We start from the raw sequence: 23,540 nt of genomic DNA on the forward strand, positions 1-23,540 counted from the left end.
GGCGCGGGCGAGGACGGGGGCGCGTCCGGCGGAGGAGTCAGTGGGCCGTTGCGGGTTCGGTGGCGGGGCCCTCCGCGCCGCCGGTGATCGGAGGCACCGGGGAGTCCGAGGCCCGGACGAAGCGGGGTCCGTCCGGTCCGTACACGGCACGCGGTTCGGGGAACAGGGCGAGCAGTGCGAGGTAAAGGACGGTGGCGAGGGCGAGGCCCACCGGCAGGGAGATGTCCGTGCCGTTGGCGAGGTCACCGAGCGAGCCGACGAACTGGCCGGGCAGGTTGGTGAAGAGGAGCGCCACGACGGCCGAGACGAGCCAGGTGGACAGGCCACGCCAGTTCCAGCCGTGCGTGAACCAGTAACGGCCGCCGCGCTGACGGCGGTTGAAGACCTGGAGCGCCTCGGCGTCGTACCAGCCGCGGCGAGTGACGTAGCCCAGCGCCATCACGATCATCCACGGTGCGGTACAGGTGATGATCAGCGTCGCGAAGGTGGAGATGGACTGCGCGAGATTGAGCGCGAAGCGGCCGACGAAGATGAACGCGATGGACAGGACGCCGATGAAGAAGGTGGCCTGGACGCGGCTGAAGCGCGTGAAGACGCTGGAGAAGTCGAGGCCCGTGCCGTAGAGGGCCGTCGTACCGGTGGAGAGGCCGCCGATCAGCGCGATCAGGCAGAGCGGCAGGAAGTACCAGCCGGGCGAGATCGCGAGCAGCCCGCCCACGTAGTTGGGGGCCGCGGGGTCGACGTACTTCGCGGCCTTCGACGCGATGATCGACGCGGTGGCCAGGCCGAAGAGGAACGGCAGCAGGGTGGCGATCTGGGCGAGGAAGGCGGCCCCCATCACCCGGCGGCGCGGGGCCCCGGCCGGTATGTAGCGGGACCAGTCGCCGAGGAACGCGCCGAAGGAGACCGGGTTGGAGAGCACGATCAGCGCGGCGCCGATGAACGACGGCCAGAACAGTGGGTCTGCGGTCGAGGCGAAGGCTCCCGCGTAACCGGGGTCGAAGTCTCCGGCGAAGGCGAACGCGCCGAGGACGAAGAGGGACGACGCGGCCAGCACCGCGATCTTGTTGACCAGCAGCATGAAACGGAAGCCGTAGACGCAGACGACCAGCACGAGTCCGGCGAAGACCGCGTACGCGACGCCGTACGTGAGATCCGATTCGGGGAGGTCGACGAGACGGTGCGCGCCTCCGACGAGTGCGTCCCCCGAGGACCACACCGAGATCGAGAAGAAGGCGATCGCCGTGAGCAGGGAGAGGAACGAGCCGACGACCCTGCCGTGTACGCCCAGGTGCGCGGAGGAGGAGACGGCGTTGTTGGTGCCGTTGGCCGGTCCGAACAACGCCATCGGGGCGAGCAGCAGCGCACCCGCGACGAGGCCGAGAACGGTCGCGGCGAGGCCCTGCCAGAAGGAGAGGCCGAAGAGGATCGGGAAGGCGCCCAGCACACAGGTCGCGAAGGTGTTGGCACCGCCGAAGGCGAGCCGGAACAGATCGACCGGGCGGGCCGTGCGGTCCTCGTCCGGGATCCGCTCGACACCATAGGTCTCGATTTCGGTGATCGAGGTCGTCACGGACGCTCCACCTTCCGTTCATGCGTCGGGGCGTCCCAGCAGTCTGTGGCCCGCAGATGATCAGCGACAACTGTGTTCAGCACAAAGATGTAGGCTGCCGACTGTGGCCGGCAACAAACTCACCGTCGAGGATCTGCTCTCCTTCCCGGCGCTCCAGCTCTCGGTGAAGGCCGGCAGCGGCGGCCTGGGCCGGTCCGTGTCGTGGGCGCACGCCAGCGAGCTCGCCGACCCGACGCCCTGGCTGCTGGGCGCCGAGGTGATCATGACGGCCGGTCTGGCGGTCCCCCGCAGTGCGGCCGGGCAACGCGCCTATCTGGAGCGGCTGGACGACGCGGGTGTATCCGCTCTCGCGCTCTCGGCCCAGCTGCACATGCCGCCCCTCCACGACGCGCTCTTCGAGGCAGCCGAGGAACGCGGCTTCCCGGTCCTCGAAGTCCCGCTCGCCGTCCCCTTCATCGCTGTCGCCCAGGAGATCGCGGCTTCGGTCCAGGAGGACGCCCGGCACCGGCTGGGGGCGCAGCTCCAGGTCTTCGGCTCCCTGCGCTGGCTGGTCGCCGAGGACCTCGACACCCCGGCGCTCCTGCGCCGTCTCGAAGGCCTGTCGGGCTACGACATCTACCTCTGCACGCCGCAGGGCCGCCCGCTCCTGCCGGGCGTCCCCACCCCGGACCCCGGTGTCCTGCCCGCGTCCGTCGACGCCCCGCCCACGATGCCCGGCGGCTTCGTCATCCCGGTGCCCGCGCCCGGCGGGCCGGCGGGCTTCCTCGTCGCGTACGAGCGCCAGGGCGCCCAGCCGGCGGGCCTCGCCGTGGTCCAGCACATCGCCACGGTGGCGGCGCTGCGGCTGGCCATGGTGCGCAACGAGCGCGAGGTGCTGCGCCGCGAGGGGGCGGAGACCCTGGCCGAGCTGTTGCAGGAGGTCCTCGACCCGGAAGCGGCCCGCCGTCGGCTCGCCCGGCATGCGATCGAGGGCGACGCCGTGCTGTTCGTGGTCCGCCGCGCCACTGACGAGGCGCTGCTGAGCTGCCTGGAGGGTCACCCTCATCTGCTGCTCACCTGGGGCGAGGACCGCTACGTCCTGGGAGCGCCGGACCTGGCGGAGGCCGTCGGTGGGCTGCCGGCCGTGGCGGCCGGGATGAGCCGTCCTTTCGCGCCGGGCGTCGCGCTGAAGGTCGCCGAGCGCGAGGCGCTCTGGGCCGTCTCGAAGGCCGTGGAGTCGGGCCGCCCGGTCGTCCGGTACGGCGACGACTCGACGGGCCGGTGGCTGCCCGACGACCCCGCTGTCCTGACCGCCCTGGTCGAGCATGTGCTCGGCGAGGTCCTGCGGTACGACGAGGCCCACGACTCGCATCTGCTGGTCTCGGCCCGCACCTGGATGGAGCGCGACCGCCGTACGGAGACGGCCGCGGCGGCGCTGCACATCCACCCGAACACCCTTGCGTACCGGCTGCGCCGCTTCGGTGCTCTCTCACAACGAGATCTGACATCGACGGGCGCGCTGGCCGAGGTCTGGCTGGCGATCCAGGCGGCGGGCGCGCTGGGTCTCACCGACTGACACCGGTTCTGTCTCCCGTGATTTCTCCGGGCCTGAAATCCGTGACGGGGGGTAGGCGGGCGGTGTACTGAGCTGCGTGGTGCAGCTGACGAACGGGGGAACTGGCATGGAACGGCTGGCGACGAGGTGCGGGACCGAGCAGGACAGGACGCAGGGCGACGCGGGCGTCGTGGCAGGTAGCGCCGCGTACGACATGGAGTCCGGGGAGATTTCCCGTGCTCGTGGTTTCGTTCGGGAGTTTCTGTCCGATGCACGGACCCTGCGAGGTGTGGACGTGCCCGCGCGGGCCATGGAGGTCTCGCAGCTGGTGGTGAGCGAGCTCGCCACGAATGTCTGCAAGTACGCGCCGGGCCCGTGCCTGCTGGATCTCGAGGTGGACGGCAGCATGCTGACCATCACGATGTGGGACTCGGGCTCCGTGCTCCCCAGCGCTGTGCAGGGCGACCCCTCACGGGCGGGGCAGCACGGCCTGGAGATCGTTCTCGCGGTCTGCCAGAGCTTCGAGGTGCGCCGCGAGCCTGTGGGCAAGCGGGTGCGCGTACAGATCTCGCTGCTCGACGGCTTGGACGGCGACCTTGCGGGCCAGTCGCCCTGGTGACGCCCGGTGGATGACAAGCGGCACGGCCACACCCCGGGAGGGGTGTGGCCGTGCCGTGTGTGGCTCGTGCCTCAGTAGGCGGAGTCGACGTTGTCGATGGAGCCGTACTTGTCGGCCGCGTAGTTGGCGGCCGCGGTGATGTTGGCGACCGGGTCGGTCAGGTCCTTCGGGGTGCCCGAGACGTGATAGGCGTCGAAGGTCGGCTGGATGACCTGCAGCAGGCCCTTGGAGGGCGTGCCGTTCTGCGCGTTGACGTCCCAGTCGTTGGATGCCTCGGGGTCGCCGCCGGACTCACGCATGATGTTGCTGTGCAGACCCTCGTAGCTGCCCGGGATCCCCTTGGCGTCCATGATCTTGAGGGATTCCCGGATCCAGCTGTCCAGGTTGTCCTTGTCGGCAGCCGCCTTGTCTGCCTTCTCACCGATGGCGTCCGCCTGCGCGGCGACTCCGGCGGCCGAGACGCCGGCCGACGCGGCCACGCTGTGCGAGGCCGGCTCGGAGGCGTGCGCGGGGGACGGGGCGAGGGTCAGAGCGGCTGCTGCGGCTCCTGCCGCGCACAGTCCGGAGACCGCGAACCTGCGGATCCGGGCGGTACGGGCGGTGGGGGCCAGGGACTGAGCGGACGTACGGATAAAACACTCTCCTTGCGCTGATGTCAGGGACGTCCCGGGGCCGGAGTCCGGAGCGGAGACGCGCGGCGGAGTCCGTAACGGAATGCCGCGATCCACCGGTCCGGGGCGTCAGCTCCCCGGGGCTCGAACCATGATTAGCGGCACGCCGCGACGACGGCAACGACCCGGGCTACTAGGCGTTTACGTAGTCCGGGGCCGGAGGTGCGAACGGTGCGCCCGGACACCGAGACCTGGGAACCGGCTGCTACTACCGCGTCTCGTATGTGACCTGGGACCTATGGGCCGACTCACAGACCGACGCACGTGGGTCCGGCATTCGGGCGATGTCTCCGCCGGACCCAGGAGGATGCGGGTGCTCGGGGGAAGGGCTCGTGCACGGCCCTTCTTCGCGGTACGCGCCGCGCGCCGGAGGTCACCGGCCGCTCGCAGGATGGGAACGACGACATGGGCCACTGGCTGTCACCGGACCAGGTCGACACGGTGACCCGCTGGCTCGACCTGGCCGGTGTCTTCATCTGCGCACTGCTCGGCGGCGTCGTCGCGAGGCACGAGGGGCTGGACCTGTTCGGATATCTGGTCGTCGGCACCGTGTCCGGGCTGGGTGGCGGCCTGATCCGCGACACGCTGCTCCAGCACGGCACCCCCGTGGCCCTCACGGACGCCGCCTACCTGCCCACCGCGTTCGCGGGCGCCCTCCTCGCCTTCGTCCTCTCCTTGGACCAGGACCAGTGGGCCAGGGCATTCACCGCCCTGGACGCCGCTGTCATCGGCTTCTGGTCCGTGGCCGGTGCGCAGAAGACACTGGCCGCCGGTCTCGGCTGGCTGCCCGCCGTCCTCCTCGGCACCATCACGGCGGTCGGCGGCGGAGCCGTGCGTGACCTGCTGCTGCGGCGGGTGCCGGAGGTCTTCGGAGGCAACGGCCTGTACGCCACGGTGGCCGTCGCGGTGGCCGGGGTCTATGTGATCTGCGCAGACCTGAACCGGCCCACCCTGGGCATCGTCTGCGGTGTGCTCCTGGCCCTCGTCTTCAGGCTGCTCGCCCACCGGCGGGGCTGGTACCTGCCGGTAGGGCTCTCGCTGGAACCGCGTACCGCCCTGAACGCGGTGCGCGACAGAACTCCCTGGGGTACGGCTACGGGCCGACGCCCACGAGGAAGGAAGAATCCCATGTCAGCGCCGCTCGACCGCGTCCTGTCCGGTCTCCCCGGTATCCGCCGGGCCGCCGAGGACTTCTACAAGGACCTGCACGCCCACCCTGAACTCGGCAACGAGGAGCACCGCACCGCCTCGCGCGCGGCGGAACTCCTGCGGGGCTGTGGGTACGAGGTGACGGAGAACATCGGCACCACGGGTGTCGTCGGCGTCCTGTCCAACGGCGACGGCCCGACGGTGCTGCTGCGCGCGGACATGGACGCCCTGCCGGTCCGGGAGGCCACCGGGCTGCCGTACGCGTCGACCGTCACCGTGACCGGGGACGACGAGCAGGAGCGTCCGGTCATGCACGCCTGCGGCCACGACGTGCACGTCACCTGCCTGCTCGGCTTCGCACAGCTCATGGCCTCGGGCAGGGACGCCTGGCAGGGCACCGTCATCGCGCTCTTCCAGCCCTCGGAGGAGAACGGCGACGGTGCGGACGCCATGGTGGACGGCGGTCTGGCCGATCGTGTTCCCCGGCCGGACGTCGCTCTCGCCCAGCACGTCCTCCCCTACCCGGCCGGATACGTCGGAGTGAGGCGGGGATCGTTCCTGTCGGCAGCGGACAGTCTGCGCATCACCCTGTACGGGCGCGGTGCCCACGGCTCCATGCCGCAGGCCGCCGTCGACCCCGTCGTCATGGCGGCCATGTGCGTGGTGCGCCTGCAGACCGTCGTCTCGCGCGAACTGGCCGCCACCACACCTGCCGTACTCACCGTCGGCAGCATCAAGGCCGGCGCGAGCCCCAACGTCATCCCGGACACCGCCGTCATCGAGCTCAACGTCCGCACCTACGACGACGCCACGCGCAAGCAGGTCCTGGAAGCGGTCCGGCGCTGCGTCAACGCCGAGGCGGCCGCGTCGAACGCGCCCGAGGAGCCCCTCATCGAGCGGCTCAACGCGTTCCCCCCGACCGTCAACGACCCCGATGTCGCCGACCGCGTCGACCGCGCCCACTTCGGCGACGAAGCACACACCATCGACCTCCAGACCGCCAGCGAGGACTTCAGCCGCATCCCGCAGGCACTGGGCGCCCCCTTCGCCTACTGGGGTATCGGCGGTATCGACCCGGACACGTACCGGGCAGCAGACGAGCGAGGCACCGTCGCGCAGGACATCCCCGTCAACCACTCCCCCGCCTTCGCTCCCGTCCTCCAGCCCACCCTGGACACCGGCATCACCGCGCTCACCGTCGCCGCCTTCGCCTGGCTCGGCCGGGACGCGTGAGCCTGAGCGCTGTCGGCGGCATTGACGCTTGGGGACGGCCCCCCTAGGGTTCCGGCGGCTTGACGAACAGTGTTCGACATCACGAACGCAAGGCAGGCGCTCCCCCGACCACGGAAAGGGCCGCACGATGTCCCCCTCCATCAGCAGACGGCACCTCCTCCGGACGGCAGGGGCCACCGCCGTCGTCTCCGCCGCCGGGCCCCTGGTCGGCAACTCTCCCGCCGGAGCTGCCGTTCCCCCGCGCGTGGCCGGCATCGGGGTGTCCGCCTCCCCCTTCGCTCTCGGTCAGGTCCGTCTGGCCGAGAGCCGGTGGCTGGACAACCAGAACCGCACCCGCGCCTACCTCCAGTTCGTCGACCCCGACCGGCTGCTGTACAACTTCCGTGCCAATCACGGGCTGTCCACCCGTGGAGCGGCTGCCACCGGCGGCTGGGACGCTCCCACGTTCCCCTTCCGCACCCACATCCAGGGCCATTTCCTGACGGCCTGGGCGCAGTTGTACGCCGTCACCGGGGACACCGCCTGCCGGGACAAGGCGGTCCACATGGTCGCGGAACTGGCCAGGTGCCAGGCCAACAACAAGGCCGCCGGGTTCGGCGCCGGATATCTCTCCGGCTACCCGGAGTCGGAGTTCACCGCCCTCGAGGAGCGGACCCTGGACAACGGCAACGTGCCGTACTACACGATCCACAAGACGCTCACCGGCCTGCTGGACGTGTGGCGGCACATCGGCAGCACCCAGGCCCGGGACGTGCTGCTGGCATTGGCCGGCTGGGTCGACCGGCGCACGGCCCGGCTCAGCGGCGGGCAGATGCAGACCATGCTGGAGACCGAGTTCGGCGGCATGAACACCGTGCTCACCGATCTCTACCTCCAGACCGGCGACACACGGTGGCTCGCCGTCGCCCGGCGCTTCGACCACGCCGCCGTGTTCGACCCACTGGCCGCCGGCCAGGACCGGCTCGACGGACTGCACGCCAACACCCAGGTACCGAAGTGGATCGGAGCGGCACGCGAGTACGGGGCCACGGGGACCACGCGCTACCGGGACATCGCCACCAACGCCTGGAACGCCTGCGTCGGCACGCACACGTACGCGATCGGCGGCAACAGCCAGGCGGAGCACTTCCGCGCGCCGAACGCCATCGCCGCGTACCTGAAGCGGGACACGTGCGAAAGCTGCAACACGTTCAACATGCTCACCCTCACCCGTGAACTGTTCACGCTGGACCCGGACAGGGCGGCCCTGTTCGACTTCTACGAGCAGGCGTGGCTCAACCAGATGATCGGGCAGCAGGACCCGGCCGACCGCCACGGCCACGTCACCTACTTCACCCCGCTCGAACCGGGAGGCCGGCGTGGTGTGGGACCGGCCTGGGGCGGCGGCACCTGGAGCACCGACTACGACTCCTTCTGGTGCTGCCAGGGCACGGGCCTGGAAATGCACACCAGGCTCATGGACTCCGTCTACTTCCACCGTGACACCACACTGATCGTGAACCTGTTCGTGCCGTCGGTGCTCACCTGGACGCAGCGTGGGATCACCGTCACCCAGAGCACGTCGTTCCCGGTCGGCGACACCACGACCCTGCGGATAACCGGCGACGCCGCCGGTACCTGGGCGATGCGCATCCGCATCCCGGGCTGGACATCGGGGGCCACGGTCGCTGTCAACGGCGTGGCCCAGGACATCGCCACCACGCCCGGAAGCTACGCGACCGTGACCCGTTCCTGGGCTGCCGGCGACACGGTCACCGTCCGCCTGCCCATGCGGGTCGTCCTGCGGGCGGCCGCCGACGACCCCGACGTCGTGGCGGTCACGTACGGTCCGACGGTCCTCTCCGGTGACTACGGCGACCGCTCACTCGGTTCCCTCCCGGTGCTCGACACTGCCTCGGTCACACGGACCGGCGGCAGTTCGCTCGCGTTCACCGCCGTCGCCGACGGCTCCACGGTCGGCCTGGGCCCGTTCCACGATGCGCACGGCCACAACTACACCGTCTACTGGAAGGCCGGTCGCCCGCTGGCCGGGGCGGATTCCGTGGACTTCGCCGGTGCGCGCAAGGGAGTTGACGGAGGATCGACCGGAGGCCCTGGAGCGGGATCTTCGGCCGGCGGTCGGCCGTGAGGAGGCCGTTGGTCTCCTGTTCGGTGTCGGTGAACGGCGGCGGTGGAGCGGATGTCCACCACGGTGGCGGCGAACGCCAGCGGCCCGGGCAGCAGCGGGATCAACAGGGGCATCGACCACGCGAGGAGCGCCGCGAGCAGCACGGCTGCGGCCAGCAGGAGGGCGCCTCCCGGGTCGGCGGCGGAGCGGACGAGTCCCTCGCGTACGGACAGCCGGTGCGGGGCCCGGAGCGCGGTGGCGCGCAGCCCGACGACGGCAGCCGCGAGGGCGAGCAGGGCCAGGGCGGGTGCCACGACGGGTGCCCCGGGCAGCTCGCTGCGGACCAGGGCGGCGTCGATCAAGAGGAGCAGGACGAGTACGGGCACCAGCAGTCCGGCGGCGAGCGTGCGGAGGGACAGGTGTGCCCGGAGCCGTCCGGCGTACGCCCCGAAACCGACCGGCAGGCCGTCGTGCGCGGTCCGGCGCAGGCTTCCCGACGCCGCGGCGAATGCGGCCGGGGCGGTGACGACCGGCAGGCAGGCGAGGCTCGTGAGCAGTCCGACGAGCAGCATGTCGGCGAAGAGGCTGAAGCCGGATCCGAAGACCTCGCCGGGCTCCCGGCGGTCGCGGTGCGGCACGGTGGGTGCGTGGGACACGGTGGTTCAGCCCTTCAGCCCGGAGGTGGCCATGCCCTGCACCAGGTAGCGCTGGAACACGAAGAAGAACAGCACGATCGGGAGTACGGAGATCACCGACATGGCGAACATCGGTCCGTACGCGGAGGTGCTGGACTGGTCGACGAAGCTGCGCAGGGCCAGGGTGATGGTGAATTTCTCCGGCGCGAACAGGTAGATCATCTGGGTGAAGAAGTCGTTCCACGTCCAGATGAACGTGAAGATGGCCGTGGTGATCAGCGCGGGCCGGCTCAGCGGCAGAGTGATCGACCAGAAGGTGCGGAAGGGACCGCACCCGTCGATGCGGGCGGACTCCTCCAGCTCACGGGGAAGCCCGCGCATGAACTGCACGATGAGGAAGACGAAGAACGCCTCGGTGGCAAGGAACTTGGGCAGGATCAGCGGCCAGTAGGTGTCCACCAGGCCTAGCTGGTTGAAGACGATGTACTGCGGGATCAGCACGACGTGGTGCGGCAGCATCAGCGTCGCCACCATGAAGGCGAACATCCCCTTGCGCATACGGAAGCGCATCCGGGCGAAGGCGTAGGCGGCAAGCGAGCAGGACAGGACGTTGCCGAGGACGGCGCCGCCCGCGATCACCAGGGTGTTGCCGAGCAGCCTGGTGACGGAGACGCCCGACACACCGTCGAGGGCGGTCGTGTAGTTGGACCACTCCAGGTGGCTCGGCCACAGGTCGAGGCTGGTGACCACCTCGTCGACCGGCTTGAGTGACGTGGCGAGCAGCCAGGCCAGGGGATACAGCAGGACGAGAAGGCTCACTGCCGCGGCCGTGTGCGGCAGCCACCGCTTCGTGGCGAAGTTCATCGTCCCTCCTCGTCCGCGTAGAAGACCCAGGACCGGGAGGTCCGGAACAGGATCAGGGTGACCAGGCCGATGGCGATGAGCAGCAGCCAGGCCATCGCCGACGCGTAGCCCATGTGGGAGGCGGTGAAGCCGCGCTCGTACAGGTAGAGCGTGTAGAACATGGTCGAGTCCGCCGGTCCGCCGTCGCCGCCGCTGATGGCGAAGGCGGGCGTGAAGACCTGGAAGGACTGGATGGTCTCGAGGACCAGGTTGAAGAAGACGACCGGGGAGAGCATCGGCACGGTGACGGAGACGAACTGCCGCCACCGGCCGGCCCCGTCGAGCGCCGCCGCCTCGTAGAGGTCGGGTGAGATCTGCTGCAGACCGGCCAGGAAGATCACCATGGGTGCGCCGAACTGCCACACGGTGAGCAGCACGACGGCGAACACCGCCAGGTCGGGGTTGCCGACCCAGCCGCCGAGGTCGATGCCGATCGCGCCCAGCACGCCGTCGACCGAGCCGCCGTCGTTGAACAGGGCCTTCCACACCAGGGCGATGGACATGCTCGCCCCGAGCAGGGAAGGCGCGTAGAACGCGGAGCGGTAGAAGGCACGGCCCCGGCCGAGGTTCTTCAGCAGCATCGCCACACCGAGGGCCAGGGCCAGTTTCAGCGGGACGGCGACCACGACGTACAGCAGGGTGGTTCCCACCGAACGCCAGTACCGCGGGTCTTCGGTGAGCATCTCGGTGTAGTTGCGCAGGCCGACCCATCGCGGCGCGTCGAAGAGGTTGTAGTCGGTGAAGGACAGGTACAGGGACACGGCCATCGGCACGAGGGTCAGGATGCCCGCGCCGATCATCCACGGTGAGAGGAACACATAGGCGGGCCACTGCTTCTCGCGTACCTGGCGGCGCCGCTTCTCCGGCGGCTTCGGGGGCGTCGTCCGGTCGGTGGACGCGGGTGTGTCGGTCGAGACCGCGCTCATGACCTCAGCTCCCTGTTCGCCTCGTCGATGAGTTCACGCGCGGACTCCCGGGGTGTGGCGAGGCCGTATGCCACGCGCTGGTACTGGCGCTTGAAGGCGTTCTGGATCGCGACGTCGCCCCGCGGCGGTGCGGCCGGCGGGGCGTCGAGGCCGTACTTCTCCATCTCCTGCGCATACCGGTAGATCTCCAGCTCCGCGCCCTTGAGGGTCTTGGCGACCCGGCCCGCGACCATCCGGTTGGGCGGAGTGGACCGGGTGAAGCCGAGGATGTCCCCTGCCCGCCGGTCGTTGAGCAGGAAGTCGACCAACTGGGCTGCTTCCTTGGGGTGTTCGGTGCTCGATCCGACACCGAAGAGCATGGAGGGCTTGAAGTACGAGCCCTGGCGGCCGCCGGTCGACGGGGTGGGGCCGAAGCGGATCTGGTCACCGAGGAGGTCCGGGTAGCCGGGGAACGGCGCGTCCCAGGTGAAGTCGGAGGCCGCGAGACCGCGGCCGATGGGGCTGGTCTCGGTGGTGACGGCCTGCACGGTGTCCTTGGCCTGGGCTGCGGCGCCCTCACGGCGCAGCGTGTCGCAGAGTGCCCAGAACTCGGTGAGGTCGTCCTCGGTGAAGCCGAGCTCGGTCTGTCCGGCGTACAGCTTCCCGCCGCGGCTGCGCAGCCACGTCTCGAACACGTCCTCGTTGACCCCGCCGTCGTTGGTGCCCGCGAAGGGGCGGCCGTCGGGGGACTTCAGGCCGAGGGCGGCGATGCGCCTGTTCGCCTCCGCCCACTCCTCCCAGGTCCGGTCCGGCCGGGGGGTGGGGACGCCGGCCTTCTTGTAGATGGCGGAGTCGTAGGCGTATCCGGTGATGCCGCGGCCCGCGGGCAGTGCGTACTGCTTGCCCTCGTAGGTGCCCGTGCGGACGAATTCCGGGTCCATCTCGGAGGTGCGGATCGTCCTGTCCCGGATGGCGTCGCCCAGTGGCAGGAGTGCGCCGCCGCCCGCGTACTGGGAGATCTGGCGGTAGTCGAGCTGGGCGACGTCGGGGATGCCGCCCCCGGCCGCCTGCGTGGCCAGCTTCTGCATGTACGAGCCGAAGTCGCCGTTGGAGGTCCGGACGGTGACGCCGGGGTGTTCCTTCTCGAAGAGCCGCACGGCCTGCACGGTGCGGGAGGCGCGGTCGTCGTTGCCCCACCAGGAGAACGTGAGGGTGATTCCTTCTGAGCTGCCGCCGCTCCCGGCGGAACACGCGGTGAGCGACGCCATCAGTGCGGTGCCGAGGCCGGCGCCGGCCGCGGCCAGGACGGCCCGGCGGCTCGGTTGCCGGCCGCTTCGGGGCTCAGGCATGGGGGCCTTCCAGGGGTGGGACATGGGTGGAGGAGGGGCCCGGGCGTGCTGCCGGGCCCCCGGTCCGGGCGACGGGTTCCGTCAGATGCCCGGGTAGACGTCCAGGCGGCCGCACATGCCGAAGCGTCCGCGTGCGATGGGGCCGGTCGAGGTGACCCGGGCATCCGCCAGGTGCCGCCCGTCCCCGCCACGCAGGGCGCCGAGCTGGGCCTCGGTGGCCGACGCGGCGGCGTGCGCCCCGTCCCGCCATCGCTGTTCCCAGCCGTCGAGGCGAGGCCGCACCAGCTCGGCGGCCGCCCGCTGGAAGGCCGCGAGCGGTTCCGGGTCGCCGCTCTCGGTGGCCTCGCGCAGCTCCAGGAATCGGCGGGTCGCCAGATCCCGGCGTGCGCGGGCGACGTCCGCCTGCTCGGCCTCGGAGACGTCGGCCGGGATACGGACCGCGTCGGCGTAGGTGCCGGGGTCGCCGAGGCGGTCCTGCGGCAGCGTGAGGACGGCGTCCCCCGCTTCCGGGAGACCGCTGTTCTGCATCACCACGACGATCTCCAGACCGCCTTCGTTGACCAGGCGGTGGATCGTACCGGGCGTGAACCAGGCGACGGAGCCCGCCTCCAGGGGCGTCTCCTGGTAGCCCGCGGTGGTGAGCGTCTGCACGGCACCCCGGCCGGCGGTGACCACGTAACCCTCGCTGCAGGTGAGGTGCAGATGGGGGGTGCCACCTCCGGGCAGGCCCTCGACGGTGGGCCAGTCGTAGACGCTCAGCCGTGACACGCCGACCGCTGCCGGAAACCCGTCGTACGTCGCGCTCACCACGTCTGCGCCTCCAGGTGTGCCGCGACCCGTTCGCGGTCCCAGGCGCCGTCCGCCACGAGCACGCGGTAGCTCCGGTCGAGCGTGTCGCCGGGGGCGAGGACCAGCTCCTCGTGGAACGCCCAGGACGGCGCGACCGCTGCGAACGGGGCGCTGCGCACGAACCAGTGAGCCGGGTGGGTCCCCTTGTCGCCCGCGTGGTCGTTGGCGGGCGCGTGCTCGAAGACGACCGTGGCATGGCCGTCACGGCCGTCGTGCTCACCGACGTATGCCAGCCAGGGCGCCTGACTGCCCATCAGGTCCTCGCCGTCCGAATCGGCGGTGAAGACCTTGCCGTCGCGGAAGGCGCGGGGGCCGCGCCAGAAGAGTCCGGTGTATCCGGCGGCGGGACGGCCGTGGGTCGTGGGGCTGCCGAAACGCAGCGGCTCCTCCCGCCGGTTGGTGACCGACGAGGTCCAGCTGAGCGTCCAGCTGCCGGCCTCCGCGTCGACGTCGCACACCTCGATGCGGCGCTCCTCCTCGGCCCACAGCTCGCCGTCGTACGGGTGCCAGTTCAGCCGTTCGGCGATGACGGCCCGGTCACCGGCCGCGGAGACCTCGCCGAAGGCCACATGGGCCATCGAGCCGATCCTCTCCGGCAGTGCGAGGTACCCCTCGCCGTGCACATAGGTGTTGCCGCCCCACAGGTTCTGGCCCGACAGGTGGGAGGCCGTCAGCTGCAGCCCCTTGTGCCACCGGTGGTCGTTGGGCCGGTAGTCCGTGACGAGTCCGCCGGAGAGGGTCCTGACCGGGTGCAGGTAGGGCTTGGGCGCCTCCCATGGGGCCTCGGGGCGGTACACGTAGGCGAACAGCTCGGTGCCGGTCGCCTCGTGCGCGACGGTGATCCGGTCACCGTGGGCGTGGGTCAGCGAGAGCGTCATACGTGGTCCTCTTCCTTGCGGGTGGTGGCCGGCGCCCAGCCGGGGGCGCCGCCGTGCAGTTCGGTGTAGTAGGGGTCGCCGGGCCCGATGTCACCCGCACGCACGGGTGTGCCGGTGAACGCGGACTTGTACAGGGCGGTGATGAATTCGAGCGTCTGACGGCCGCCGACGCCGCTGGTGGGGTGGCGCCGCCCGCCCCTGATGTCGGCGACCAGCGCACGCAGCTGGGCGACGTGCGAGCTGGGCTCGTCGGCGCCGAAGTCCTGCCAGGCCGCCGCGGTCTCCCCGGGGACTCCGGGCGCCGGGGTGATGCGCCAGTCCGCGTTGCGGTAGCCGTACAGGTGGGTGAGCTCGATCGTGGCCTTCTCGCAGTCGATGCGGATCCGGCTGACCTCGTCGGGGCTGAGCACGCTGTTGACGACGGTGGCGACAGCTCCGCCCTCGAAGCGGATCTGCGCGGTGGACACGTCCTCGGTCTCCACGTCGTGCACGAGCCGCGCCGCCATGCCGCGCACCTCGGCCCAGGGCCCCATCAGATCGAGCAGCAGGTCGGTCTGGTGGATGCCGTGGCCCATGGCGGGGCCCCCGCCCTCGGTGGCCCAACGGCCGCGCCACGGAACCGCGTAGTACGCCGTGTCCCGGTACCAGGTGGTCTGGCAGTGCGCCACGAGCGGTCGGCCGAACGCACCGCTGCGCAGCAGCCGTCGGACGTGACGCGCGCCGGAACCGAAGCGGTGCTGGAAGACGATGGCCGCGTACGGGTCCGCGTCACCGCCCTTCTCCGCCGCCTCGATCGCGTCGAAGTCGGCGAGGGACGGGCACGGCGGCTTCTCGCACCACACCCAGGCGCCGGCCTTCAGCGCCGCGACCGACTGCTCCCGGTGTACGGCCGGCGGCGTGCACAGCACCACGAGATCCGGGCGCACGTCGGCGAGCATGGCGTCGAGTTCCGTGCCGGCGTACGGGATTCCGGCCTCGTCCGCGAGCAGTCGGACGGCGTTCCCGTCGACGTCGACCGCGGCGACGACCTCCACCTCGCCCTCCGCGGCCAGGGCCTGAAGGGCGGGCAGATGACTGGAGCGTGCGATCCCTCCCGTGCCGACCACGGCTGTGCGCAGCGGGGCGCTCGAACGGTGCGGAGACATGCAGACCCTCTCGTGAAGCGGGTGGGCGGAGCACTACGGCCTCGGGCCGTAGTGACGAGCCGGCCCGGGCAGCGGCCCTGGTGAGGGCGGCCGACCGCGCGCCGCAGCCGTCCGGCGGTCCCGATAGAAAGCGTTTGCTGTCGTGGCCGTCGTCGACGTGTTCCAACGTTGTAACCGCCGTAAGTCTCCGAGGTCAACCCATCGGACAGCACGGGCTCGAGATCCGCTCCGAGCCCTGACACTGCGCGACAGTCCATGCATAATCCGGTGAATGACGACAAGGGAGGCCGGTCGGTGGCAGCGGTGACGCTCAAGGACGTGGCGGAGCGCGCGGGGGTGTCGATCAAGACCGTGTCCAACGTTGTACGTGGCGCCCCCCGGGTGTCCGAAGCCACCCGGGAACGGGTGATGCGCGCCGTGGGCGACCTCGGCTACCGCCCCAACCCGACGGCGCGCCGCCTCCGGACGGGACGCAGCGGTCTGATCGGGCTCGCCGTCCCGGACCTCGCGACGCCCTACTTCGCGGAGCTGGCCCACCATGTCAGGTCGGAGGCCGCGGCGTTGCAGCTCACCGTCCTGATCGAGGAGACCCTGGGGGACGCGACGGAGGAGCTGCGCCTGGCGACGGGCGTCGGCGCCTCGCTCCTGGACGGGATGATCCTTTCACCGCTGCACGTGTCGCTCGGTGAACTTGCCCCGGTGGCAAGCGAGTTCCCCCTCGTACTGCTGGGCGAGCGCAACTACGGGGGCGACCGGATCGTGGCGGACCATGTTCTGATCGACAACGTCGCGGCGGCTCGTGAGGCGACCGCGCACCTCGCCGGCCTGGGACGGACCCGGATCGCCGCCGTGGGCGTGGACGCCCAGGGGTCCGCGACCAGTCGGCAGCGCCTCGAAGGGTTCCAACAGGCCTTGCACGGCTCCGGGTTGACATTCGATCCCCGGCTGGCACCCCCGGTGAGGGAGTTCGACCGGCGCAACGGCCTGCTGGCCACGCGCGCGCTCGCCGCCCTGCCGCAGGCCGTGCGGCCCGACGCGGTGTTCTGTTTCAGCGACCCGCTGGCCGTCGGAGCACAGCGGGCCTTGTACGAAGCGGGGATGAGCGTCCCGGGGGACGTCGCGGTGGCGAGCATCGACGGCTCGGACGAGGCGCTCTACAGCACGCCGTCCCTCACCTCGGTGGTGCCGGACAAGGCTGCGATCGCGGCCTTGGCGGTGAAGTGCCTGGCGACACGCATCCGTTCGGAGGTGCCGCTGCCGTTCGAGGTCCACATGGCCCCGCACTGGCTGGAAACACGGGAGTCCACCGACGGCGTACGAAGACAGCTGGCCCCGTGAGCCGGAGCAGCCGAACGCGGGGCGCGCACACCCCTCGCAGACCACCCGCCGTCATGCGGTGGGCCGTGGACACCACGAGGCCGACGGGTGGCCGTCCGGACGTCAGAGGATGAAGACGCTTCCCGCGGTTTCGGAGTGGTACGTCCCGCCCGGATGGACGAGCTCCTCCACCTGTCCCGTGCAGTCGGGACCTGAGTGCACCTCGGCGATGGCGTCGGTGTGGTTGGTCACCGACGACGGATACCACTTGATCGAGTAACAGCCGGACGGGTCCTTGTACTCACCACCATTGATGACCAGCACACCTTCGGCCGCGTATGCGGAACCCTGGACCGTGAGGGCCAGCGCTGCGGCGGCCGCGAACACTCCCAGGCTTGTCGCCATGCGTCTCTTCATGCGCGTCGTTCCTTTCGATGCCGCGAGCCGTGTCTGCAACGACTCACTGTCATCACGCAAAGTATCGGCGATCGGACGAAAGGTGAATGCGGTGGACCCGGACGGCCCGGGTCGGTGTTCCGGCCGCCAGGCGTCGATGTGATCTGTTCGAACTCCTGCACGCAATGGCACACTTGGTGTGCACGTGGCATTTACGACGCCGGCCGCATCGACTCAGGGAAGGTGGCTTCACGTGATCGCCATTCGTCGTGCGCTCGCCCCTCTCCGTAAAGTCTTCACCGCCCATCCGCCCGTCCCCGTCCCGCCTCGGGACCCGACCCGCCCGCGGCACAACGTCTTCGAAGCCGCCGCGACGTACGTGACCGCAAGCGCCGAGGAGGACACGGACCGCCTCGACGACGCGGCGGGCTGGGTCGCGCCCGACGCCTTGGCCTTCGGGATCAACGAGCTCGCCTGCCGAGCCGTGATCGCTCTGGCCAGGGAGCGCGACGAGCCCGTGGAGGTCGTGGCACGCGGTCTCCTCGGCTTGCCGGAAGCGCAACCGGCGGGAGCGGCGCCAGGGCGCCGAGAACCACCCGGCGACAAGGGCTGAACCAATGACACTGCGCTCCGATGTCGCCGAGTTGCTGGCGGGGGCCGGCATCATCGACGTGGACGTCGATGATGCCGTCGCGGACGAGCACGTCCGATCGTCCGCGTACCGACGCGTCGTCTCGGTGACCGCTGCCTCGCGGAGCCGCGACCGGGACCGCGAGGTGGTGGCCACGATCCTGCGCGATCCCGTCGAGATGGTGTCCAAGACCGCGGCGGTCGACCTCGTGGACCGGATCGCGATGAAGGCGACCGGCCCCGCGGAGTTCCGGCAGTGGTCGGCCGAACTGCTGCCGGAGATCGGCCGGCTCAGGGCGGAGGGGTATCGCGAGTTCATCCGCCGCCGCATGGACGACTGGCTGTTCTACCTGTCCGTCAAGGACGGTCACGTGTCGACGCCGGCCGAGCTGGCGAAGGTCACGGACTGGATGCAGCGCTTCCTCGCCACGGGGTCGACGTCGCCGGCGGTACTCGCCCTGCTCGCCGAGTCGGGCAGCACCAGGAAGATACGGAACATCGCGAAGGACCGGGCCGGGAGCCGCAGGCTGAAAACGCAATGGGCCGGCAGGAGGCAGTCGGCAGATGCGCCGACTGCCTCACCCCGGGACGGCGGCATGTCCGACGGTCATGCGGGAGAACACGTCGCCGGCGAAAAGCGACGTAGGCCCAGCCACGCCAGGTCCTGACCTGACCAGTGTGACCAGACCGGTCACACCGTCGGCAGCCGCGGCACGCTCTCGATCAGCCGGCGGGTGTACGAGTGCGCGGGTTCGCCGAGCACCTGGGCGGTGGCTCCCTGCTCGACGACCCGGCCACGCTCCAGCACGGCGGTGCGCTCGCACAAGGAGGCCACGACCGACAGGTCGTGGGAGACCATCACCATCGTCAGCCCCCGCTCCTCCTTCAGCTCGGCCAGCAGGTCGACGACCTTCACCCGGGTGGTGACGTCCAGCGCGCTGACCGGTTCGTCGGCCAGCAGGACCCGTGGGTCGCAGACGGTGGCCCGGGCGATGGCGATGCGCTGGCGCTGGCCGCCGGAGAACTCGCGCGGGTAGCGGTCGACGGCGTCCGCCTGGAGGCCGACGCGCTCGAGCGCCGTGGCCACCTGGGGCGCCGCCGTGGCGCGGGTGGCGAGCCCGAGGGAACGCAACGGTTCCGCGACGATCGCGCCGACCTTCCGGCTGGGGTCGAGGGAGGAGTACGGGTCCTGGAAGACGCACTGCACGCTGCGCCGGAAACGGCGCATCTGCTCGCGGTCGCGCGGGTTCAGGCCGGCCCCGTCGAATCGGACCGTGCCGGCCGTGGGGCGGGCCAGCCCCAGCAGCAGGCGCAGCAGCGTCGTCTTGCCCGCGCCGGACTCGCCGACCAGCGCGAGGCTCTCGCCCGCTTCGACGGCGAGGGACACGTCCCGCACCACGTCGGCGGCGGCACCCCGGTAGCGCACCGCGGCGTCCTTCAGCTCCAGCACCGGTGTCATCGCGGGCTCCTCAGGTCCAGGGCGGACTCCAGCTTCCGGGCACTGGCGACCAGAGCCCTGGTGTACTCCTCGCGTGGCGCGCGCACGATGTCGTGGACCGCGCCCTGCTCGACGGCCCGGCCGTCCTTCATGACCAGCACCCGGTCGGTGACCCTGGCGACGACGGCGAGGTCGTGGCTGACGAACAGCACGGCCATCTCCCGCTCCCGCACCAGGCCGTCGATCAGCTCCAGCATCTCCGCCTGCACGGACACGTCCAGGGCGGTGGTGGGCTCGTCGGCGATGAGCAGCTTCGGCTCGCAGGCCAGCGCCATCGCGAGGGCGACGCGCTGACGCTGGCCGCCGGAGATCTCGTGCGCGAAGGCGCGGGCGATGCGGTCGGGGTCGGGCAGCCGTACCTGTTCGAGGGCGTCGTGCACGGCCCCGCGGAGCTGCTTGCCCTTGAGGCCCGTGCGGCGGGCGAGCGGCTCGGCGATCTGGCGGCCCAGCCGCATCAGCGGGTCGAGTGCGGTCAGCGGCTCCTGGAAGACCACGGCCGCGTCCCGCCCGCGTACGGCGGTGAGCCGCTTCTCGGCGGCGCCCACGGTCTGCGTCCCGGCCAGTTCCACACTGCCGGCCGAGGTCATGCCGTCCGGCAGCAGCCCGAGCACGGCGAGCGTGGTCAGAGACTTGCCGGAGCCGGACTCACCGATGAGTCCGAGCCGTTCACCGCCGGCCACAGTGAAGGACAGGTCGTCGACCAGGGTCCGCCCGTCGGGAGCGTGGACGGTCAGTCCGCGTACGTCGAGGAGAGTCACGTGCGCCTCCGCCGGGTGGCCGGGTCGAGGGTGTCACGCATGCCGTCGGCGACGAGGTTCACACCGATGACGAGCAGTACGAGCAGGATGCCGGGCGCGAGGGCGCCGGCCGGCGCCGTGGTGAAGGTGGCCTGGGCCTCCTGGAGCATGCGGCCCCAGGACGCGTTGGGCGGCGGCGCTCCGAGTCCCAGGTAGGAGAGCCCGGCCTCGGCGAGCACGGCGAGGCCGAACTGCAGGGCGAGGTTGACCACCAGTGTGGGCCAGATGTTGGGCAGGACGTGGGAGAGGACCGTGCGCGGCCAGGAGGTGCCGGAGGTACGGGCGGCGGTGATGTAGTCCTGGGCCAGGACCCGCTTGACCAGGATGCGCACCAGCCGCGCCACGACCGCGCTCTGCGCCAGGCCGATCGCCAGGACCGCCGAGCCGAGCGTCGCCGACCGTGCGGCGACGATGAGCATCGCCAGCAGCAGCGTCGGGAAGGCGATGAGGATGTCGAGGAACGCCGAGAGCGTGTCGTCGATCCAGCCCTGTGCGAACGCCGCGAGCACTCCCAGGGTGACCCCGATGGCGGCGGCGATCGTCACCGAGCCGAGCCCTGCCTCGACGGCGATGCGGGAGCCGGTCATCACCTGGGTGAACAGGTCGCGCCCGAGCTTGTCGGTACCGAGCAGGTGACCGCCGCCGGGCCCGGCGAGCCGTCCGCCGGAGGTGTCCTCGGCGTCGTAGGGCAGCCAGAAGAACGACACCACGGCCAGCAGGGCGATCAGACCGGCCAGTACGCATCCGACGGCGAGGGTGGCGGAGCGCCGCGGTGAGCGCGGCTTCGCGGAGGGCTTCTTGGGCGGCTTCGTGGGGGTGAGCAGGTCCGTGCCGGTCATCGGGCACCTCCCGAGAGTCGGCCGCGCAGCCGCGGATCGATGATCCGCTGGACCAGGTCGGCCACGAAGCCGATCATCAGCACCGCGAGGGTGGATACGAACAGCACGCCCTGGATGACCGGGTAGTCGTGCTGTGCGATGCCGGTGGCGAGCAGCGAGCCGAGGCCCGGCAGCGCGTACACCGACTCCACGACCACGGCGCCGAGCAGCGTCGAGGCGAGTTCGATACCGAGGACGGAGATCACCGGCACGGCGCCGTTGCGCAGACCGTGCCGCCACATGGCGCGGCCGAAGGACGAGCCGAGGGCGCGGGCGGTCCGCAGGTAGTCGCTGCCGAGGACGTCGAGGGTGGCGGAGCGGACGTAGCGGATCAGGGACGCGCTCATCACGAGGGCGATGGTCACGACCGGCAGGACGAGGGCGCGGAACGCCTCGGCGGGGTCGGACCAGCCGTCCTGCGGGAACCCGCCGGAGGGCAGCCAGCCCGCGTTCAGCGCGAACACCGCGATCAGGATCATGCCGAGCCAGAACACGGGTATCGCGATGCCCAGTTGGGACACGCCGCTGAGCAGCGCGCCGTACCAGGTGTGCCGCTTGTACGCGGCGACGAACCCCGCGGGTACCGCGACCAGGACGGCAAGGACGAATGCGGCCAGGGTGAGCGGCACGGTGACGTCCAGCCGGGCGGTGACCTCGGGTCCCACGGGCAGCGAGCTGACGAACGAGGTGCCGAGGTCGCCGCTGGCCAGCTGCCCGAGCCAGTGGGTGAACTGTTCGGGCAGCGGGCGGTCGGAACCGATGGAGTGGCGGGCCGCGGCTATCTGCTCAGGGCCGGCGCCCACCGCGGTGAGCGCGTTGGCCGGGTCGCCGGGCAGCATCCGCAGCAGCACGAACAGCACCACGCTCGCCAGGGCCAGCGATACGGCGAGGAAGGCGAGCCGGCGCAGCAGATAGCGCGCCATCAGCCCGTCTTCTTGATGTCGTAGGCGAAGAACTGGGAGTTCAGGCCGTTGAGCGGGTAGCCGGAGAGCTTGTTGTTCGCGACGACGATCTGCGGGTAGAGGTACAGCCAGTCGCTGGCGGCGTCCTCGGCGGTCTGCCGGTTGACCTTCTTGAGCAGCTCGGTCTGCTCGGCGGTGCTGGAGGCTTCCTCGGCCTGCTCCACCCACTTGCTGACCTGCGGGTTGTCGTAGCCCCAGTAGAAGTCGGGGTTGCCGTACCAGACCAGGTCGCGGTCGTTGACGTGTTCCTGGAGCGTGGCCGTGAAGTCGTGGTTCTTGTAGACCTTCGTGTACCACTCGTCCGGCGTGATCGTGTTGATCTTGACCGTGATGCCGACCTTGGCGAGCTGGGACTTGATGAAGGTCGCCGCCGTCGGGTGCGGGTCGTAGTTGGGGGTGTCGAGGGTGAAGCTGAAGCCCTTGGCGTAACCGGCCTCGGCAAGCAGCTTCTTGGCCTTCGTCACGTCGTGGGCGTCGACGTCGGTGAGGTCCTCGTACCAGGGGTCGGTGGGCGGCACCATCGAGCCGATCTGCTTGCCGTAGCCGCCCCAGACGGACTCCAGGAGCTTCTTGTCGTCGATGGCGGCGGACACGGCCCGGCGCACCTTGACGTCGGTGAAGGGCTTGGCCTTGTCGTTGAACGCCAGCAGCAGCTTGGTGGTGGAGTCGCCGTCGTTCACCTTGTAGTTGCCGTTGCTCTTGAACTGCTCCAGGGCGTCGGGCGACTGCTCGCTCGTGACCACGTCGACGGCGTTCGTCAGCAGCGCGTTGTTCAGCGCCGTGGCGTCCTTGTAGTAGTGGAAGACGACCTGCTTGTTGGCGGCGGCGTCGCCCCAGTAACCGGCGAAGCGGTTCAGGCTCAGCGCGGAGCCACGGGTCCACTTGTTCAGGGTGTACGGGCCGGTGCCGTCCTCGGTCGTCTTCAGTTCCTTCGCCTGGGAGTTGATGATCCAGACGTAGGAGAGGTTGTAGACGAAGGAAATCGACTTCTTGGAGAGCGTGATCTTCACGGTCCGCGCGTCCGGGGTGGCGATGTCCTTGACGACCTCGAGATTGCTCTTGCGTGCGGACTGCGAGTCGTCCGCGAGCACCTTCTCCAGGCTGTACTTGACGTCCTGGCTGGTGAGTTCCTTGCCGCTGTGGAACTTCACACCGTCGCGGAGGGTGAAGGTGTAGGTGAGACCGTCGGCGCTGGTCTCGTAGTCCTGGGCGAGGAGCTTGTCGACCTTGCCGTCGTCGGCGAGTTCGAACAGGCCCTCGTAGACGTTGCCGTTGAGCGCCTCCGTGACACCCTGGCCGCCGCCCGCGGTGTTGTCGAGGTTCTGCGGCTCGTAGAGGGAGCCGATGTTGACAACCGCGTCCTTGTCCCAGGTGCCGCCCGAGGCGCTGGACCCGCCGGAGCCGCCGCAGGCGGTCAGGGTCAGGGCGAGAGCGGCGGCGGAGGCGGTGCCGTACAGGACGTTCTTCTTGGTACTCATGGGGTGAGGGCTCTTTCGGTGCGGGGAGCTGCGG

The 23,540-nt window shown here is 70.5% G+C and carries 21 protein-coding genes and 1 pseudogene; 8 read left to right on the forward strand and 14 right to left on the reverse strand.

Features of this window, described 5'->3' with window-relative positions:
- Positions 1-37 precede the first annotated feature (37 nt).
- Entirely contained in the window at positions 38-1,573 is a 1,536-nt protein-coding gene (locus OG379_RS04910; RefSeq protein ID WP_405659678.1) for a purine-cytosine permease family protein, read from the reverse strand.
- 103 nt (positions 1,574-1,676) lie between these two features.
- Between OG379_RS04910 and OG379_RS04915 the strand changes: the two genes are divergently transcribed.
- Positions 1,677-3,128, forward strand: coding sequence for a PucR family transcriptional regulator (locus OG379_RS04915; protein ID WP_393756699.1), 1,452 nt, complete (start codon positions 1,677-1,679; stop codon positions 3,126-3,128).
- A 106-nt stretch (positions 3,129-3,234) separates the two neighbouring features.
- The gene (locus OG379_RS04920) at positions 3,235-3,726 is read left to right on the forward strand and encodes an ATP-binding protein (protein ID WP_405659680.1); all 492 of its coding nucleotides are present in this window, start codon (positions 3,235-3,237) and stop codon (positions 3,724-3,726) included.
- Between the two features lie 71 nt (positions 3,727-3,797).
- On the opposite strand, the gene OG379_RS04925 is transcribed toward OG379_RS04920, so the two are convergent.
- Positions 3,798-4,337 carry a transglycosylase SLT domain-containing protein gene (locus OG379_RS04925; RefSeq protein ID WP_393757124.1) on the reverse strand — a complete coding sequence of 180 codons (540 nt, stop codon included), beginning with the start codon at positions 4,335-4,337 and terminating at the stop codon, positions 3,798-3,800.
- Between the two features lie 465 nt (positions 4,338-4,802).
- Between OG379_RS04925 and OG379_RS04930 the strand changes: the two are divergent.
- The 3 genes and pseudogenes from OG379_RS04930 to OG379_RS04940 all read left to right on the forward strand — a co-directional run.
- Positions 4,803-5,318: pseudogene (locus OG379_RS04930) on the forward strand (trimeric intracellular cation channel family protein); the annotation flags it as partial.
- A 207-nt stretch (positions 5,319-5,525) separates the two neighbouring features.
- Positions 5,526-6,779, forward strand: a complete 1,254-nt coding sequence (locus tag OG379_RS04935) for an amidohydrolase (RefSeq protein ID WP_405668411.1) — start codon at positions 5,526-5,528, stop codon at positions 6,777-6,779.
- Between the two features lie 127 nt (positions 6,780-6,906).
- Positions 6,907-8,907 carry a glycoside hydrolase family 127 protein gene (locus OG379_RS04940; protein WP_405659682.1) on the forward strand — a complete coding sequence of 667 codons (2,001 nt, stop codon included), beginning with the start codon at positions 6,907-6,909 and terminating at the stop codon, positions 8,905-8,907.
- A gap of 641 nt (positions 8,908-9,548) precedes the next feature.
- Here OG379_RS04940 and OG379_RS04945 read toward each other — a convergent pair.
- The 6 genes from OG379_RS04945 to OG379_RS04970 form a co-directional block, all read right to left on the reverse strand.
- Positions 9,549-10,385 carry a carbohydrate ABC transporter permease gene (locus tag OG379_RS04945; RefSeq protein WP_393756705.1) on the reverse strand — a complete coding sequence of 279 codons (837 nt, stop codon included), beginning with the start codon at positions 10,383-10,385 and terminating at the stop codon, positions 9,549-9,551.
- Positions 10,382-11,350 (reverse strand): carbohydrate ABC transporter permease, encoded by a 969-nt coding sequence (locus OG379_RS04950; protein ID WP_393756707.1) that lies wholly within the window; start codon positions 11,348-11,350, stop codon positions 10,382-10,384. Before OG379_RS04950 ends, OG379_RS04945 begins: the two co-directional genes overlap by 4 nt.
- The gene (locus tag OG379_RS04955) at positions 11,347-12,678 is read right to left on the reverse strand and encodes an ABC transporter substrate-binding protein (protein ID WP_405659684.1); all 1,332 of its coding nucleotides are present in this window, start codon (positions 12,676-12,678) and stop codon (positions 11,347-11,349) included. Before OG379_RS04955 ends, OG379_RS04950 begins: the two co-directional genes overlap by 4 nt.
- An 81-nt stretch (positions 12,679-12,759) precedes the next feature.
- Positions 12,760-13,488 carry a cupin domain-containing protein gene (locus OG379_RS04960; RefSeq protein WP_405659686.1) on the reverse strand — a complete coding sequence of 243 codons (729 nt, stop codon included), beginning with the start codon at positions 13,486-13,488 and terminating at the stop codon, positions 12,760-12,762.
- On the reverse strand, positions 13,482-14,405 hold the full coding sequence (locus OG379_RS04965; protein WP_405659689.1) for a PmoA family protein: 924 nt from the start codon (positions 14,403-14,405) through the stop codon (positions 13,482-13,484). Before OG379_RS04965 ends, OG379_RS04960 begins: the two co-directional genes overlap by 7 nt.
- Positions 14,402-15,550 carry a Gfo/Idh/MocA family protein gene (locus tag OG379_RS04970; RefSeq protein ID WP_405659691.1) on the reverse strand — a complete coding sequence of 383 codons (1,149 nt, stop codon included), beginning with the start codon at positions 15,548-15,550 and terminating at the stop codon, positions 14,402-14,404. The genes OG379_RS04965 and OG379_RS04970 overlap by 4 nt, the downstream gene beginning before the upstream one ends.
- Positions 15,551-15,844: 294 nt before the next feature.
- On the opposite strand from OG379_RS04970, the gene OG379_RS04975 reads away from it, so the two are divergent.
- Complete coding sequence (locus tag OG379_RS04975; RefSeq protein ID WP_405668413.1) at positions 15,845-16,888, forward strand: LacI family DNA-binding transcriptional regulator; 1,044 nt, start codon at positions 15,845-15,847, stop codon at positions 16,886-16,888.
- 102 nt (positions 16,889-16,990) lie between these two features.
- Here OG379_RS04975 and OG379_RS04980 read toward each other — a convergent pair whose 3' ends face one another.
- Positions 16,991-17,284 (reverse strand): hypothetical protein, encoded by a 294-nt coding sequence (locus OG379_RS04980; protein WP_393756716.1) that lies wholly within the window; start codon positions 17,282-17,284, stop codon positions 16,991-16,993.
- Positions 17,285-17,516: 232 nt separating this feature from the next.
- Between OG379_RS04980 and OG379_RS04985 the strand changes: the two genes are divergently transcribed.
- Positions 17,517-17,876, forward strand: a complete 360-nt coding sequence (locus OG379_RS04985; protein ID WP_405659694.1) for a hypothetical protein — start codon at positions 17,517-17,519, stop codon at positions 17,874-17,876.
- Positions 17,877-17,880: 4 nt separating this feature from the next.
- On the forward strand, positions 17,881-18,561 hold the full coding sequence (locus OG379_RS04990; protein WP_405659696.1) for a hypothetical protein: 681 nt from the start codon (positions 17,881-17,883) through the stop codon (positions 18,559-18,561).
- A gap of 23 nt (positions 18,562-18,584) precedes the next feature.
- Here the strand turns inward: OG379_RS04990 and OG379_RS04995 are convergent, their stop codons facing one another.
- Genes OG379_RS04995 through OG379_RS05015 form a run of 5 tightly spaced genes read right to left on the reverse strand, consistent with a single transcriptional unit; the run spans position 18,585 to position 23,506 of the window.
- The gene (locus OG379_RS04995; protein WP_405659698.1) at positions 18,585-19,352 is read right to left on the reverse strand and encodes an ABC transporter ATP-binding protein; all 768 of its coding nucleotides are present in this window, start codon (positions 19,350-19,352) and stop codon (positions 18,585-18,587) included.
- Entirely contained in the window at positions 19,349-20,149 is an 801-nt protein-coding gene (locus OG379_RS05000) for an ATP-binding cassette domain-containing protein (RefSeq protein ID WP_393756721.1), read from the reverse strand. The genes OG379_RS04995 and OG379_RS05000 overlap by 4 nt, the downstream gene beginning before the upstream one ends.
- Positions 20,146-21,027, reverse strand: a complete 882-nt coding sequence (locus tag OG379_RS05005) for an ABC transporter permease (protein ID WP_405659701.1) — start codon at positions 21,025-21,027, stop codon at positions 20,146-20,148. Before OG379_RS05005 ends, OG379_RS05000 begins: the two co-directional genes overlap by 4 nt.
- Positions 21,024-21,989 (reverse strand): ABC transporter permease, encoded by a 966-nt coding sequence (locus OG379_RS05010; protein WP_405659704.1) that lies wholly within the window; start codon positions 21,987-21,989, stop codon positions 21,024-21,026. The genes OG379_RS05005 and OG379_RS05010 overlap by 4 nt, the downstream gene beginning before the upstream one ends.
- Positions 21,989-23,506, reverse strand: a complete 1,518-nt coding sequence (locus tag OG379_RS05015) for an ABC transporter substrate-binding protein (RefSeq protein WP_405659706.1) — start codon at positions 23,504-23,506, stop codon at positions 21,989-21,991. Before OG379_RS05015 ends, OG379_RS05010 begins: the two co-directional genes overlap by 1 nt.
- Positions 23,507-23,540 lie beyond the last annotated feature (34 nt).

This window comes from Streptomyces sp. NBC_01166, from assembly GCF_045039765.1.
Taxonomy (GTDB): Bacteria; Actinomycetota; Actinomycetes; order Streptomycetales; family Streptomycetaceae; genus Streptomyces.